The sequence below is a fragment of the Ralstonia soli genome (assembly GCF_023955655.1).
Classification (GTDB): Bacteria; Pseudomonadota; Gammaproteobacteria; order Burkholderiales; family Burkholderiaceae; genus Ralstonia; species Ralstonia soli.
Window position 1 is genome coordinate 367365 of sequence record NZ_JAMXHT010000003.1, and the last position, 15264, is coordinate 382628.

Genomic DNA, 15264 nt, shown 5'->3' on the forward strand with positions numbered 1-15264 from the left:
ATGCAGTTCGGTCAACCGATTTTTATTGTTGTTTGACCTGGAGCCACCATGGAATGGTTGTCTGACATCTTCACCATGCAATTTGCTGCCGCGCTGGCATCGATCATCGTGATCGACCTTGTGCTGGCGGGCGATAACGCCATCCTTATCGCGCTGGCCGCGCGCAACCTGCCTCCCGAGCTGCAGAAGAAAGCCATCATGTGGGGGGCGGCAGGCGCCATCGTCGTGCGCGCCCTGATGACGCTTGCGGTGGTGTGGCTGCTGAAGATCCCGGGCCTGATGCTGATCGGTGGCCTGGCGCTGGTGTGGATTGCGTGGAAGCTGCTGGCCGACGACGGCCAGGCCGGTGACGAACACGGCGCCGCCAGCACCACGCTCATGGGAGCGATGAAGACCATCATCATCGCCGACGCGGTGATGGGTATCGATAACGTGCTTGCCATTGCCGGCGCCTCGCACGGCAGCTTCCTGCTGGTGGTGCTGGGTCTGCTGATCAGCGTGCCGGTGGTGGTGTGGGGCAGCGGCGTGGTGCTGCGCCTGATCGAGCGCTTCCCCGTCATCATCTACGGCGGTGCGGCGGTGCTGGCCTACACGGCAGCGCACATGATCGTGGCGGAACCGGTCCTCAAGCCGTTCTTTGCTGAACAGCCGCCGCTGGCGTGGGCTGTGTATGCGCTGGTGTTCGTGGTGGTGCTGGGCGGCGGCTGGCTGGTGCAGCGCCGCCGCCAACAACCGGCTTAAGCTCCGTCACGCGCAGATAGGCTGACCGGCGAGGACTTGCGCCAGCAAGGCGCGATCGATGTTGCCGCCGGTCAGCGGCAAACCGACACGCAGGCCGGCGAGCCGCTCGCGCTGCTGCAACGCACCCGCCAGGGCCGCGGCGGCAGCGCCCTCGGCCACGTTATGCGTGGTCGAAAAGTACAGGCGGATGGCCTCAGCCACCTCGTCGTCCGTCACGGCAACAATCTCGTCGACGCCGGCGCGAATCACCTCCAGTGCATCCGCGTCGGGCGTGCGGACGGCCAATCCATCGGCCAGCAGTGTTGACACCGGCGCCGACACCACAGCCCCGCTCGCGAATGCGTGCTCGTAACAGCGCGCATGCGCCGAGACAACACCCACAATGCGCGTCGACAACCCCAGGGCATCGCGCACTTGCACCGCCGCGCAGATGCCCGAGCCCATACCAATCGGCACATACAGCACGTCCAACGGCGTCGCCTCCAAAAACTCCAGCCAGTAGCTCGCCACCCCCACGACCAGATCTTCGTGGTACGAAGGCACGTAGTGCAGGCTACGCTCGGCTGCCAGTTGGGCAGCCACCTCACGGCTGGACTGGAAATCCTCCCCCGCTTCGATCAACTCGGCACCGAGCGCTCGCATGGCGGCGTTCTTCTCCACGCTATTGCCATATGGCACGACGATGGTGGTGCTCATCCCTTTCCGGCCCGCCGCCAGGGCAATTGACTGACCATGGTTGCCGCGCGTCGCAGCGATCACACCACGCAATGACGGCTCACGGCGACGCAGCGCGTGCAGATACGTCAGCCCGCCTCGCACCTTGAATGCGCCCACCTCCGTGTGATTTTCATGCTTCACCCACACAGCGGTGCCCAAGGCTTGCGATAACAACGGCCAACAGTACTGTGGCGTCGGCGGGACCACCGCGTGGACGACCTCGGCAGCCGCGCGCAGGCGGCGCAGTTCGCCGGCACGATTGAGCGAGGCGGCGGTGATGATGGACGACATGGCAATCTCCGGCAGACAGTTGGAAGCGATGGCCTCATCTTGCTCGTCCACATCGCCCGTGAACATCGACAATTCCGCGAGTTACCAGCCCAACTGTGTCGCCCGTTGGACCGGGCCAGTTCTCTGACACTACCCGCATAGTTGGCACGTCGAGCACCGCCCTGAGTAGTGCCCGGCTGCTTCCGGCACGGCACGTTACAATGCGGTTCGATCTTGTTTGGATCCTTTTTTAGATATTTTTTCGGTCCGCCGAGCCGCAATGCAGCCCTATCTCGACCTGATGCGCCATGTCTACGAACATGGCACCGACAAAGCCGACCGCACCGGCACCGGCACGCGCTCCGTGTTCGGCCACCAGATGCGCTTCAACCTGCAGGACGGCTTTCCGCTGGTGACGACCAAGAAGGTCCACATCAAGTCCATCGTCTATGAACTGCTGTGGTTCCTCCAGGGCTCGACCAACGTGCGCTGGCTGCAGGACAACGGCGTAACGATCTGGGACGAATGGGCCGATGCCGACGGCGAACTGGGCCCCGTCTACGGCTCCCAGTGGCGCTCGTGGCCGACGCCCAACGGCGAGCACATCGACCAGATCGCCGAACTGATCGCGCAGATCAAGCGCAACCCCGATTCGCGTCGGCTGATCGTCTCGGCCTGGAACGTGGCCGACATCCCGCGCATGAAGCTGCCGCCCTGCCACGCGTTCTTCCAGTTCTACGTGGCCGACGGCAAGCTGTCGTGCCAGCTATACCAGCGCAGCGCCGACATCTTCCTCGGCGTGCCGTTCAACATTGCCAGCTACGCGCTGCTCGTGCACATGGTGGCGCAGCAGACCGGCCTGGACGTGGGCGATTTCGTCTGGACCGGCGGCGATTGCCACCTCTACAACAACCACTTCGAACAGGTCGAGACGCAACTCGCGCGTGAGCCGCTGCCGCTGCCGAAACTGGTCATCAAGCGCAAGCCCGAGAGTATCTTCGATTACCAGTACGAAGACTTCGAGATCGTCGGCTATCAGAGCCATCCTGCAATCAAGGCCCCTGTCGCCGTATGACCCTCCTCACGCTCATCGTCGCCCGCGCCCGCAACGGCGTCATCGGCCGGGACAACACGCTGCCCTGGCGCTTGCCCGAAGACCTCGCGCACTTCAAGCGCACCACCATGGGCGCACCCATCGTCATGGGCCGCAAGACGTACGACTCGATCGGCCGTCCGCTACCGGGTCGTCGCAACATCGTCGTCACGCGCAATGCCAAGCTGGAGCTGCCGGGCTGCGAGATTGCTTACTCGCTGGAAGATGCACAGCGCCTGTGCGTGGGCGTCGAGCAGATCTTCCTGATCGGTGGCGCACAGCTGTATGCGGATGCCCTTCCGAGTGCGGATCGCCTGATCGTCACCGAGATCGATGCGGATTTCGAAGGCGATGCTCACTTCCCTGCGCCCGACCCGAAGGTCTGGCACGAAGTTGCACGCGAGACGCATCACGCGGCCGCGCCCAACGATTTCGACTACGCCTTCGTCACGTACGAGCGCCCGCCCTCGAACGAGCAGTAACCGGCGGCAAGCAACAAAAAACGCGCTCAGTTTCGAGCGCGTTTTTCATTTCGGCTGCGGCGAATTACTCGCCGGCAATCGTCATCTGTTCGATCAGGATGGAGCCGGTTTCCTTCGTACCGCGCACCAGTGCATCTGCGCCGATCGCGACGATCTGGTGGAACATCTCGCCCAGGTTGCCAGCAATGGTGATCTCTTCCACCGGATACTGGATCACGCCGTTCTCGACCCAGTAGCCCGATGCGCCGCGCGAGTAGTCGCCGGTCACGTAGTTCACGCCCTGGCCCATGAGTTCAGTGACTAGCAGGCCCGTGCCCATGCGGCGCAGCATGCCGGCAAAGTCATCCTCGGGCTGCGTCTTGTCGGAGAACAATGTCAGGTTGTGCGAGCCGCCAGCGTTGCCGGTGGTCTGCATACCCAGCTTGCGTGCAGAATAGGTCGACAGGAAATAGCCCTCGACCACGCCGTTCTTCACCACATCGCGGCGTTGCGTACGCACGCCTTCTTCGTCGAACGGCGCGCTGCCCATGCCGCCCAACACATGCGGGTCTTCCTTGATCTGCACGTGCGGCGCAAACACTTCCTTGCCGAGCGAGTCGAGCAGGAACGTCGACTTGCGGTACAACGCACCACCCGACACGGCCTGCACGAACGCGCCCAGCAAGCCTGCCGCCAGCGGCGCCTCGAACAGCACCGGGCACTTGCGCGTGGTCAGGCGCCGTGCACCCAGACGTGCCAGCGCGCGTTCCGCGGCGTATTTGCCGATGGCCTCAGGCGCGGCCAGGTCCTTCGGCGAGCGCTTGGACGAATACCAGTCGTCGCGCTGCATATGCGCGCCCGATCCGGCAATCGGCGCGGCCGAAATGAAGTGACGCGAATACGGATAGCCCGCCATGAAACCGCGCGAGGTCGCAAGCACGAAGTGCGAATGCTGCGCCGAGATGCTCGCGCCATCGCTGTTGCGGATCTTCGGGCTCACGGCAAAAGCGGCGGCTTCAGCGGCCCGGGCGATTTCGACGGCCTCCTCGGCATCGATCATCCACGGGTGATAGAGCTGCATGTCGCGCGGATGCTTCTCCAGCAGCTCTTCTTCGGCCAGGCCGGCAGCGTCGTCATCGGCCGTAAAGCGGGCGATGTTGTACGCGGCCTCCACCGTGGAGCGCAACGCCGCCGGCGAGAAATCCGACGTGCTGGCGTTGCCGCGCTTCTTGCCCAGCATGACCGTCACGCCGACGATCTTGTCGCGGTTCTGCTCGATGGTCTCGATCTCCCCCTTGCGCACCGTGACCGACAGGCCCTGGCCTTCGGAGATTTCCGTCGCGGCATCGGTGGCGCCGAGCTCGCGTGCAATGCGCAACACATCGGTGGCCATCGCTTCGAGCTGTTCGCGGCGGTAGGCAAACACGGGGGCAGTCTTGGAATCGAGCGTTTGAGACATAGGCAATCTGGAGGGGAAAAACGGAGGCCGCGATTTGGCCAAATCGGGCCAAAACGGGCGGAAGCACCCATCATAGCAAGATACAATGCGCGCCATGAGCCGAGCATCCCGACACAACCCCACGTATCTGCAACCTGTCGTGCGCACCGACATCGGTGACGAGGACGATCCGGATACGCCCAAGAGCAAATCGCAGCGCAAGCGCGAGGTGAACGCCCTGCAAGACCTGGGTGCGGCGCTCGAAGCGCTGCCCAAGGACAAACTCGCCAAGGTACCGCTGCCCGAGAAGCTGACCGACGCCCTGCGAGAAGCCAAACGCACCACAGCCCATGAAGGCAAGCGCCGCCAGATGCAGTACATCGGCAAGCTGATGCGCGCCCTGACCGACGAGGAAGTCGAAGCCATCCGCCGCGTGCTGGCCTCCTTCGTGGGGGCGTCCAAGGCGGAAACCGCCCGTCTGCACGCCATCGAGCGCTGGCGCGATCGCCTGATCGCCAGCGACGACGCCGTCACCGAGTTCATTGCTGCGCACCCGGACACCGATGTGCAGGCCCTGCGCACGCTGGTGCGCAACGCGCGCAAGGAAGCGCAACTGGCCAAGCCGCCCAAGTCGTCGCGCGAGATCTTCCAGATGGTCAAGCACGCGCTGGATGGCAATAGCCGTGATGACGAAGCCGATCAACCCGAAGCCGAAGACGACGAAGCATGACTGCCCCCGCCACTTCCTCCCCGCTCACCCGCCGCCATCCCGACGAACTGATCGTCGGTTTTGTGTCGATTTCGGACCGCGCCTCGGCTGGCACGTATCAGGATGAGGGGATTCCAGCGCTGCGCGACTGGTTTGGCGCCGCACTCACGTCGCCGTGGCAAGGGGTGGAACGGCTGATTCCGGATGACCAGGCCACGATTGCCGAAACGCTGATCGACCTGGTCGACCACGCGGGCTGCGACTTGGTGCTCACCACCGGCGGCACCGGTCCCACGCGCCGCGACGTGACGCCCGAGGCCACGCTGGCCGTCGCCACCAAGGAAATGCCGGGCTTCGGCGAGCAAATGCGCCAGATCAGCCTGCATTTCGTGCCGACGGCGATCTTGTCGCGTCAGGTGGCGGTGATCCGTGAAACGCCGTCACGTGCCACGCTGATCATCAACCTGCCCGGACAGCCACGCGCCATCAAGGAAACGCTGGAAGGCCTGAAGGATGTTGAAGGCCGCCCCACGGTGCCAGGCATCTTTGCCGCCGTGCCCTATTGCATCGACCTGATCGGCGGCCCGTACGTCGAAACGAACGACAGCGTGGTCAAGGCCTGGCGGCCCAAGCACGCTGTCCGTGCCAAGCCGTTGCAGGCTTAGGGAGCGACCGAGGAGGCCAATGCTTCGGCCTCCGGCGTCTGCCGTTCGTCGCGGATAAAGTGCTCGCGGTAGTAACGCAGCTCTTCGATCGACTCGATGATGTCAGCGAACGCAGTGTGCCGCTGGTGCTTGGTAAAGCCCTTGGCAATCGCCGGTTGCCAGCGCTTGCACAGTTCCTTGAGGGTCGAGACGTCCAGGTTGCGGTAGTGGAAGTACTCCTCCAGCTTGGGCATGTAGCGCGCCATGAAGCGGCGGTCCTGGCAGATCGAGTTACCGCACATCGGCGACTTGCTCTTCGGCACCCACTTCTTGAGGAATGCCAGCAGTTCCGCTTCGGCTTCGGCTTCCGTGGTGGTCGACGCCTTGACCTTGTCGATCAGGCCCGAGCGGCCGTGCGTGCCCTTGTTCCAGGCGTCCATGCCGTCGAGCAGCTCGTCGGATTGATGGATCACCAGCACCGGGCCTTCCGCCAGGATGTTCAGCTCCGAATCCGTCACCACCACGGCCACTTCGATGATGCGGTCGTTTTCGGGGCTCAGGCCGGTCATCTCCATGTCGAGCCAGACCAGATTGTTGTCGCTCTTGGCGGCAACACGGCTGGGGGTCGCGGACGATGCGGCTGGCTGGGGTGCAGAAGTACTCACGGAATGCCTTGAGAAAATGACTGAAGGCTATAATTTTCGCATATCTGATAGGTGTTTCCCCACATGCCCGCCCCGACCGTCTTTAGCGTTGTCTTCCTGATCGCCCTCGTGCTGATGTCCGCCACGCGCCTGTGGCTGGCCGCGCGGCAGATCCGCCACGTGGCGCGCCACCGCGATGCCGTACCCGCGCAGTTTGCCGAATCAATCACGCTGGACATGCACCACAAGGCAGCCGACTACACCATCGCCCGCACCCGCTTGGCCATGCTCGAAGTACCGGTGCAGGCCGCCTTGCTGATCGCGCTGACGCTGTTCGGTGGGCTGAACTGGATCAACCAGGCATGGCTGGGTGTCTTCGGGCCGGGTTACGTGTATGGCGTGGCGCTCATCGCGTCGGTCATCGTCATCAGCAGCGCGATCGAGCTGCCGTTCTCGCTGTACGCGCAGTTTGTCGTCGAAGAACGCTTCGGCTTCAACCGCATGACGTTCAAGCTGTGGGCGCTCGATCTGGTGAAAGGCATCGTCATCGGCAGCGTGCTGGGCCTGCCGCTGCTGCTGGCCGTGCTGTGGCTGATGGACAAGATGGGCGCGTACTGGTGGCTCTACACCTGGATCGTCTGGATGGCGTTCATGCTGTTTGTCCAGGCGATCTACCCGAACGTCATCGCCCCGCTCTACAACAAGTTCACGCCGCTGGAAGACGAGGAAATGCGCACGCGCATCGAAAGCCTGCTCAAGCGCTGCGGCTTCGCCAGCAAGGGCCTGTTCGTGATGGACGGCAGCCGCCGCAGCGCACACGGCAACGCGTACTTCAGCGGCTTTGGCGCCACCAAGCGCATCGTCTTCTTCGACACGCTGCTCGCACGCCTGAATGCGTCCGAGATGGAGGCGGTGCTCGCGCATGAGCTGGGGCACTTCAAGCGCCATCACATCACCAAGCGTATCGCCGTAACGTTCGTGCTGAGCCTGGGCGCGCTGGCGCTGCTCGGCTGGCTGATGACGCGCACGTGGTTCTACCTCGGCCTTGGCGTGGCGCCCAACCTGTTCTCCGACAACCACGCGCTGGCGCTGATGCTGTTCTTCCTGGCGCTGCCGGTGTTCACGTTCTTCGTGTCGCCGGTGGCCAGCCTGTCGTCGCGCAAGGACGAGTACGAAGCCGACGCTTTCGCCGCCGAGCACGCTGACGCCAAGCAACTCGTCTCGGCGCTGGTCAAGCTGTTCCAGGACAACGCTTCCACGCTCACGCCGGACCCGGTCTACTCGTCGTTCTACTACTCGCACCCGACCGCGTCGCAGCGCGTAGAGCGCCTCGTGCAGGCCCGCGCATGACCCGCGGCAAACCGGGCCGCGCCCAGAAGCAAGCCACCGCCGGCGAACACGGGCTTGTCATCGCGGCGCACGGCCGTCACTACCTGGTTGAGCGCGAAGGCGGCGGCTATCTGCAATGCTTCCCGCGCGGCAAGCGCAGCGAATGCGCCGTCGGCGATCGCGTGGTCTATGAAGCCACCGCCGTCGACCAGGGCGTGGTCGTGCGCGTGGAAGAACGCCGCAACCTGCTCCACCGCTCCGATCAGTTCAAATCGAAGATGCTGGCCGCGAACCTCGACCAGGTCGTCATCATGCTCGGCACCGAGCCGAGCTTCTCCGAAGATCTGCTCGGCCGCGCGCTGGTCGCCGCTGAATCGCTTGCCATCACCCCGCTGATCCTGCTCAACAAGATCGACCTGACCGCGCGGCTGGAAACCGCCCGCTCGCGCCTGGCGCTGTATCGGGAACTTGGCTACACGATCGTGGAACTGTCGGTGCATGGCGCGCCGGAAGCGGCGCACGCTGCGCTGGAACCGCACGTCGCCGGGCGTGCATCGATCCTGATCGGGCAGTCGGGCATGGGCAAGTCGTCGCTGCTGAACCTGCTGATTCCGGGTGTCGATGCGCAGACACGCGAGATCTCCGAGAAGCTTGATTCCGGCAAACATACGACCACGTTCACACGGCTCTATCACCTGCCCTCAGATTGGGGCCGGGGCGGTGTGCTGATCGACTCACCGGGGTTTCAGGAATTCGGCCTGCACCACCTGAGCGAGGGCATGCTGGAACGTGCCTTCCCCGAATTCCGTCCGCGCCTGACTGAATGCCGCTTTTACAACTGCCGGCATCTGCAAGAGCCTGGCTGTGGCATTCTGGGTGCGATGGCCGAAGGCAAGATCGATCCGCGCCGGCACCAGCTCTATGCGCAACTGCTGCACGAATCGGAACAGCAGAAGCCCTGGTAGCGGCTTCGCAACACGTTCGGGGAGGCTGAGATGAAGTTGCTGATCAGCAGTCCATCGCTTGGCATGGCGGCGCACTGGCAGAATGTGTTGTCCGCTGCCGGCATCCGCACCGAGCTGCGCAACATCTACCTGAGCAGCGTGGCGGGCGATGTGCCGCCGCAGGATTGCGCCGCGCAGGTGTGGCTGGTGAATCCGGCGCAGGAAGCGCAGGCGCAGGCGCTGCTCGATCAGGCGCGGCATCCGCCCACCGGCCCCGCCTGGCGCTGTGCGCATTGCGGAGAGACACATGAACCCCAGTTCGCCCAGTGCTGGCGCTGCGGCAAAGACCGCGAGGACGCGGCCTGACCAACGCTAGACGGTGTGCCGCATCAACCCAGCCACACGGCGATCGACAGCATCGCCAGCAGCAGCATCCACAGCACCACCGCACGCCACACCAGCCCCACGGCCGACTGCAAGGTGCGCACGTTTGGCTCTTGCCCGACTTCCACGGGATAGGAGCCGTCCTCATCGGCAAGGCTCTCTGCCGAATCCCGCTGCGCAATCGGGGTCCCCAGACGTACGCCCAGGGCACCGCCGCCGGCTGCCAGCAGAATGCCGTTCACTTCGTCGCTCCACTTTGCAGCACGATTGCGCCAGGCGTACACCGCGTCTTCAAAGTTGCCGACGATGGCGAAGCCAACCGCCGTCAGGCGCGACGGGATGTAATCGATGACAAAGAACGCCTGCCGGGCGAACAGGCCCAGCGCGGGGCTGCGCTCCATCGACGTGTCGCTCCAATGGCGAGCCAGGTATTCGGCGCCGCGATACAGCACCACTCCCGCCGGACCGATCGGCACCAGAAACCAGAAGAACACGCCGAACACGTGACGGTGCGCTGCCACGATCGCGCATTCGAGCGTGTGGCGGACGATCTCGTTGACCGGCATATCGGTCGTATCCAAGCCCGACCATTCGTTGAGCAGCAGACGCGCGGTGACAACGTCATCGCTGCGCAGCGCCTCGTGGATATCGGTGAAGTAGTGGCTGAACTGGCGGAAGCCGAGCGTCAGGTAGACCATCAGCACGTTCCACAGGAACGCCAGTCCAAGGCTGATCGACGACAGCAGGTAGTGCACCAGCGCCACGACCAGCACCATTGGCAGCGTGACCACACACCAGGCGAGCACCGCATCGCGGCGATGGCCCGTGTCGAACCATTCTTCTGCCCGCGCGGCCAGGGCGCGTACGACGTCGTAGATCGGGTTGTCTCGGCTGAGCGCACGGAATTGCTCGAGGATCAGCGCGCAGAGTACGGAGAAAAAAGTCATTGGAGGGCGTTGCGAAGGCGTGGATCACGCCGTGAATGCGATGAGCAAGACGATAGCACACGGCGTGCGCGCAACAGCGCACCGTGACACCCGCGCTACGCTGCCAGCAGGTGATAGAGGTTGCGTAGCATGCCGGCTGTCGCGCCCCAGATGAAGTGGTAGCCCGCCTCCGGTTGCCCCGACGCGGGATATGGCATCGCGTAGAAACGCCGCACGCGATCTTCCCAGCGCAGCTCACGCATCTGGTGGTTGGCCGGATCCATCAGAAAGGCGAGCGGCACCTCGAACACCTCGGCCACTTCGCTTGGGTCCGGCTGCAGCGTGAAATCGGGCATCAGCAAGCCCACAACAGGGCTCACATGGAAACCCGTACCGGTTATGTAGTCCGGCAGGTGCCCGACCACCTCGATATGGCCGGCATCGATGCCGACCTCCTCCATCGTCTCGCGCAGCGCCGTGTCGACCATGTCACGGTCGAAGGCTTCACGCCCGCCGCCAGGAAAACTGACCTGACCCGCATGTTGGCTGAGCGACGCATTGCGTTGCGTCAGGAGCACAGTCAATCCGGTCTCGCGCTGCACCAGCGGCACCAGCACAGCAGCCTCACGCAGCTTGAGCGAGGCGTCGATCAGGCGCGATTCATCCGTTTGCTCCGGTTGCCACTCGGGTTGCGTGCGCAATCGCTCGCGCACGAACCCGGCCGTCAGCCGCGCCGCCTCGAGCGCCGGCAATGGTGCCTCGATCGGCACGACCGGCAACTGCTCTGGATCGAATACGGGACGGCGCATCGGACTGGGAACGGATTGGTCGTGAACGTAAGACACAGGTGGGGGCAATCTTCCGCCCCCAAAGAGAAAAAAGGCACCCGAAGGTGCCTTTTCGCAACGCCCGCAGATTACTCCGCAGCGGCTTCCTTGCGCTTGAAGGTCAGCTTCTCCTTGATGCGAGCCGACTTGCCCGAGCGCTCGCGCAGGTAGTACAGCTTCGCACGGCGCACATCACCGCGACGCTTCACTTCGATGCTGGCCAGCAGCGGCGAGTACAGCTGGAACGTACGCTCCACGCCTTCGCCCGAAGAGATCTTGCGAACGATGAACGACGAGTTCAGGCCACGATTGCGCTTGGCAATCACGACGCCTTCATACGCCTGCACACGCTTGCGGTTGCCTTCAACGACGTTCACGTTGACGATCACGGTGTCGCCAGGGGCGAACGGGGGGATCGTCTTGTTGGCCGTCAGGCGCTTGATTTCTTCCTGCTCGATTTGCTCGATGAGATTCATCTTTTTCTCCTTGACCATCATGCCGGCGTTTTGCCCGGTCGATTGACCGTGGCCCCGGTAGAGGATGGGAACTTCACTTGGCCGAGGCTCCCGGTGTGGAAGCTTCCGACCCCTTTGCCGTTATCGCCGCGGCAGCGAGGAAAACCTCATCGCTGCGGGACAACAAACCTTGCTTGCGCGCCGCCTCGATCAGATCAGGGCGTTTGTGCATCGTATTCAACAGCGCCTGCTGACGGCGCCACTTCTCGATCTCGGCGTGGTGGCCGCCCAGCAGCACATCGGGCACACGCACGCCTTCGTACTCTTCCGGCCGCGTGTAGTGTGGGCAATCCAGCAAGCCGTTGACGAAGCTGTCCTGCACTGCCGACTGCGCATCGCCCAGCACGCCGGGCAACTGCCGCACCACCGCGTCGATGATCGCCATCGCCGCAATCTCACCACCGGAGAGGACGAAATCGCCAAGGCTGATTTCCTCATCCACACGGCGATCAACCAGACGTTGATCAATCGCCTCGTAGCGTCCGCACAGCAGCGTGAGCGCCGGCAACTGCGCCAATTCCATCACCCGCTTGTGCGTGAGCGGCTTGCCTTGCGGCGACAGCAACACGACGTGCGAAGCGGCAGGAGCCTGCGCCTTTCCAATCGCGTCCAGCGCCGCTTCCAGCGGCTTGGCCAACATCACCATGCCGGGGCCACCGCCGTAAGGCCGGTCGTCCACGGTACGGTAATTGTCCGTCGTGAAGTCGCGTGGGTTCCAGGTGCGCAACGTGTACACCTGCTGTTTGGCTGCGCGGCTAGTGATGCCCCAGTCCGTCAGCGCCCGGAACATGTCCGGAAACAGCGAGATGACATCGAACTGCATCGCCGAATTCTCCGGCCGCATGTTCAGTAATCCAGACCCCAGTCGACGACGATGCGCTTGCCAGCCACATCCACCGACTTCACGTACACCTCGACAAACGGCACAAGCCGCTCGACCGCATCTTCGCCCACGATACGCAGGATTTGATGCGCACCGTTGTCGATGAGGCCGGCCACCGTGCCGAGGGTTTCCTGCTGCTCGTTGACGACCGTGGCGCCGATCAGATCGACCCAGTAGAACTCGTCATCATCCGGTTCGGGGAAGTCGGCCCGGCTGACCCACACGGCGCAGCCGCGCAACGCCTCGGCGACATTGCGATCGGGCGCGGCAGGCGAACCTGCCACTACCGTGCCGCTATGCTCGCGCGACGTGCCCACGGGAAACACTCGCCAGTCCGTCGACGTTGCCAGCACCCCCGCCGCCGGCTTGAGCCACCAGACGCGCGCGTTCAGCAGCGCGTTAGCGTCGCCGTGCGGCTGGACCTTGATCCAACCACGAATACCATAGGCGCCACCCACATAGCCCACCTCGACGAGATCGTCTGGGAGCGTCGGGTTCGCGCCCGTGCCCGGACACATGGCCTGCAAGCGTTCGGCAACCTTTTGCAAGGTCGCCTGCGTTGCGGCAGCCACAGGGCCGGGCCGTGTCGATGCAGCGCGCGTCACGGCAGGAAGTGCACGGACGGCACCGTCGATCGACGCATGCTAAAACTTAGGCAGCTGCCTTCTTGGCGCCTTGCTTCACCAGACGGGCAACCGTCGGCGACAGTTGCGCGCCCACGCCTTCCCAGTAGGTCAGGCGGTCTTGCACGATGCGCAGACCTTCTTCGCCTTCACCGGCGAGCGGGTTGTAGAAACCGACGCGCTCGATGAAACGGCCATCACGGCGGTTACGCGAGTCGGTCGCAACGATATTGAAGAACGGGCGCTTCTTGGAGCCACCGCGGGCCAGACGGATCACGACCATGGATCTTTTCCTTGAAAAACTGGGTATGCGTACAGAGAAACACGCAAGTATAGCGCAATTTTGCCGGCCAAACAAACACTTAGACCCGACGCGCGCGTATCGCGGCCGGCGCGCGTGGGGTGGGCAGTACGCGCGGGCCGCGATTGTGCTCGCAGCGTGGCTCGGGCTGGCGCACCCGACCGCGGCCAAGCTGCCTGTCGAAACGCTCCACGTTCCGCCCGGCTTTCACGTCGATGTATTGACCGATGCGATGCCGGACGCACGCGAAATGGCGCTCTCCCCGTCCGGCATGCTTTATGTGGGCAGCCGCGCGGGAAAGGTCTATGCGATGTCGCTGCAGACGCCGAATGCGCCGGTGCACGTGGTGGCGTCAGGGCTGCAGCTACCCGTGGGCGTGGCTTGGCGTGACGGCAACCTGTATGTGTCTGCGGTATCGCGCATCGTGCGGCTGGATGGTATCGACAAACGCGTCACCCACCCTCCGGAACCCGTCGTCGTAAATGACAAGCTGCCGACCGAGACGCAACACGGCTGGAAATTCATCGCATTCGGGCCGGATGGCAAGCTGTATGTGCCGGTGGGTGCGCCTTGCAACATCTGCCGGCCCGACGAGAACCGCTACGCCAACATCATGCGCATGAACACCAACGGCAGCGGCCTTGAGCTCGTGGCGCGTGGCATCCGCAACACGGTCGGCTTCGACTGGCACCCGGTCACGCACGAGCTGTGGTTCACCGACAACGGCCGCGACATGATGGGCGACGACGTGCCGGATGACGAACTCAATCGCATCTCCCGGCCGAACCCGCACTTCGGCTATCCGTTTTGCCACGCTGGCGACATCCCTGACCCTGAATTCGGCGCCGGACATCCATGCAGCGACTATGAGCCGCCCGCTGGCAAGCTGGGGGCGCACGTCGCGGCGCTCGGCATGCGGTTCTATACGGGGAGCAGCTATCCGGCGGAATACCGCAACAATGTCTTCATTGCCGAGCACGGGTCGTGGAATCGATCGTCCAAAGTCGGGTACCGCGTGGTGCGCGTGGTGCTCAACGATACCGGCAAGGTGGCAAAGCAGGAGCCTTTCGCACAAGGCTGGCTGCAAGGTGAACGCGCATGGGGCCGCCCGGCCGATGTGCTTGTCGCACCCGACGGCAGCTTGCTCGTATCGGACGATCTGGCCGGGGCGGTGTATCGCATTCGCTACACAGGAAAATGACGCAGGCGCCGCCTACCGGGTGGGCAAAGCGTGCGGGAAACATCTCGTTACATGGGTAACGTTCGGACAGTGGATGCGTGGTAGGTGAAGCCTTACATTGACAGACATGAACACGCGCCGCCGACCTCTCTCTCACCCCCCTGAAGCAGGCGGTGCGTGGCGCTTTCGAATCCTTGCCCGACAGGAGAAAGTCATGCCGATCCGCGCATTGCTTCGCCCCCTGGCGGCAGGCGTTCTGATCGTCGCCTCTGCGGGCGCTCTGGCTGCCAACGCATCGGCGCGTCAGGCCGCCGTCGCCTTTGCAGAACCCGCCATGCCAGCGTGGACACAAGCCGACGCTGCGCGCCCCGCACGTCCGCTGGTGGCGCAGATGTTCTTCGTTGAATCCCGAGGCGAACAGGCCGCCCGCATCCGCGCGCAGATGGAACGCATGGAAGCGCGCGCCCGCGCGGACGATCGGCTCAATGGGCGTGTGCAGCCCCACGAGGGCGGGGGGCGCGGCGACTGGCAACAGCAGGAACGCATGCGCCAGGAGCGCGGCAACGGCGATCAGGGCGGCAACTGGCGCGGCTCGCGCCGGGGCTAAACAACCTATTCGCCACGCCCGGCTGCAA

The 15264-nt window shown here is 64.0% G+C and carries 19 protein-coding genes; 10 read left to right on the forward strand and 9 right to left on the reverse strand.

All coding sequences use genetic code 11. From position 1 onward, the window contains the following. The first annotated feature begins 48 nt into the window (after positions 1-48). Entirely contained in the window at positions 49-741 is a 693-nt protein-coding gene (locus tag NG900_RS08705; RefSeq protein ID WP_252679301.1) for a TerC family protein, read from the forward strand. 6 nt (positions 742-747) lie between these two features. Here NG900_RS08705 and NG900_RS08710 read toward each other — a convergent pair whose 3' ends face one another. Next, a complete protein-coding gene (locus NG900_RS08710) occupies positions 748-1749 on the reverse strand; it encodes a threonine dehydratase (RefSeq protein WP_252679832.1) in 1002 nt (333 codons plus the stop codon). 259 nt (positions 1750-2008) lie between these two features. Between NG900_RS08710 and NG900_RS08715 the strand changes: the two genes are divergently transcribed. Continuing rightward, on the forward strand, positions 2009-2803 hold the full coding sequence (locus NG900_RS08715; protein ID WP_252679303.1) for a thymidylate synthase: 795 nt from the start codon (positions 2009-2011) through the stop codon (positions 2801-2803). Continuing rightward, positions 2800-3303, forward strand: coding sequence for a dihydrofolate reductase (locus NG900_RS08720; RefSeq protein WP_252679306.1), 504 nt, complete (start codon positions 2800-2802; stop codon positions 3301-3303). The genes NG900_RS08715 and NG900_RS08720 overlap by 4 nt, the downstream gene beginning before the upstream one ends. A 64-nt stretch (positions 3304-3367) precedes the next feature. On the opposite strand, the gene pmbA is transcribed toward NG900_RS08720, so the two are convergent. Next, positions 3368-4741: a metalloprotease PmbA gene (gene pmbA, locus NG900_RS08725; RefSeq protein WP_252679309.1), complete on the reverse strand. Its 1374-nt coding sequence runs from the start codon at positions 4739-4741 to the stop codon at positions 3368-3370. 94 nt (positions 4742-4835) lie between these two features. Here pmbA and yjgA point away from each other — a divergent pair, with 94 nt between their 5' ends. Together yjgA and mog are read left to right on the forward strand one after the other, a co-directional pair. Next, complete coding sequence (gene yjgA, locus NG900_RS08730; protein WP_289813719.1) at positions 4836-5450, forward strand: ribosome biogenesis factor YjgA; 615 nt, start codon at positions 4836-4838, stop codon at positions 5448-5450. After that, positions 5447-6094, forward strand: coding sequence for a molybdopterin adenylyltransferase (gene mog, locus NG900_RS08735; RefSeq protein WP_252679312.1), 648 nt, complete (start codon positions 5447-5449; stop codon positions 6092-6094). Before yjgA ends, mog begins: the two co-directional genes overlap by 4 nt. Here the strand turns inward: mog and orn are convergent. After that, the gene (gene orn, locus NG900_RS08740) at positions 6091-6738 is read right to left on the reverse strand and encodes an oligoribonuclease (protein ID WP_252679314.1); all 648 of its coding nucleotides are present in this window, start codon (positions 6736-6738) and stop codon (positions 6091-6093) included. The two genes, mog and orn, sit on opposite strands and share 4 nt — an antisense overlap. Before the next feature lie 63 nt (positions 6739-6801). Here orn and NG900_RS08745 point away from each other — a divergent pair, with 63 nt between their 5' ends. Genes NG900_RS08745 through NG900_RS08755 form a run of 3 tightly spaced genes read left to right on the forward strand, consistent with a single transcriptional unit; the run spans position 6802 to position 9356 of the window. Next, positions 6802-8067, forward strand: coding sequence for a M48 family metallopeptidase (locus NG900_RS08745; protein ID WP_252679316.1), 1266 nt, complete (start codon positions 6802-6804; stop codon positions 8065-8067). Further along, entirely contained in the window at positions 8064-9011 is a 948-nt protein-coding gene (rsgA, locus tag NG900_RS08750; RefSeq protein WP_252679320.1) for a ribosome small subunit-dependent GTPase A, read from the forward strand. The genes NG900_RS08745 and rsgA overlap by 4 nt, the downstream gene beginning before the upstream one ends. Before the next feature lie 30 nt (positions 9012-9041). Then, complete coding sequence (locus NG900_RS08755) at positions 9042-9356, forward strand: DUF2007 domain-containing protein (protein ID WP_252679321.1); 315 nt, start codon at positions 9042-9044, stop codon at positions 9354-9356. Between the two features lie 23 nt (positions 9357-9379). Here NG900_RS08755 and NG900_RS08760 read toward each other — a convergent pair whose 3' ends face one another. The 6 genes from NG900_RS08760 to rpsP form a co-directional block, all read right to left on the reverse strand. After that, positions 9380-10321 (reverse strand): CobD/CbiB family protein, encoded by a 942-nt coding sequence (locus tag NG900_RS08760; protein ID WP_252679323.1) that lies wholly within the window; start codon positions 10319-10321, stop codon positions 9380-9382. A gap of 95 nt (positions 10322-10416) precedes the next feature. Next, positions 10417-11109 carry a CoA pyrophosphatase gene (locus NG900_RS08765; protein WP_252679325.1) on the reverse strand — a complete coding sequence of 231 codons (693 nt, stop codon included), beginning with the start codon at positions 11107-11109 and terminating at the stop codon, positions 10417-10419. A 107-nt stretch (positions 11110-11216) separates the two neighbouring features. Then, a complete protein-coding gene (gene rplS / locus NG900_RS08770) occupies positions 11217-11603 on the reverse strand; it encodes a 50S ribosomal protein L19 (RefSeq protein ID WP_045786360.1) in 387 nt (128 codons plus the stop codon). 73 nt (positions 11604-11676) lie between these two features. After that, entirely contained in the window at positions 11677-12465 is a 789-nt protein-coding gene (gene trmD / locus NG900_RS08775; protein ID WP_252679327.1) for a tRNA (guanosine(37)-N1)-methyltransferase TrmD, read from the reverse strand. A gap of 23 nt (positions 12466-12488) precedes the next feature. Continuing rightward, positions 12489-13130 (reverse strand): ribosome maturation factor RimM, encoded by a 642-nt coding sequence (gene rimM / locus NG900_RS08780; protein WP_420804133.1) that lies wholly within the window; start codon positions 13128-13130, stop codon positions 12489-12491. A 46-nt stretch (positions 13131-13176) separates the two neighbouring features. After that, positions 13177-13431, reverse strand: a complete 255-nt coding sequence (gene rpsP, locus NG900_RS08785) for a 30S ribosomal protein S16 (RefSeq protein WP_004629147.1) — start codon at positions 13429-13431, stop codon at positions 13177-13179. Positions 13432-13576: 145 nt separating this feature from the next. Here rpsP and NG900_RS08790 point away from each other — a divergent pair, with 145 nt between their 5' ends. Together NG900_RS08790 and NG900_RS08795 are read left to right on the forward strand one after the other, a co-directional pair. After that, positions 13577-14650, forward strand: coding sequence for a PQQ-dependent sugar dehydrogenase (locus tag NG900_RS08790; RefSeq protein ID WP_252679329.1), 1074 nt, complete (start codon positions 13577-13579; stop codon positions 14648-14650). A 193-nt stretch (positions 14651-14843) separates the two neighbouring features. Beyond that, entirely contained in the window at positions 14844-15236 is a 393-nt protein-coding gene (locus tag NG900_RS08795; RefSeq protein WP_252679331.1) for a hypothetical protein, read from the forward strand. The last annotated feature ends 28 nt before the right edge of the window (positions 15237-15264 follow it).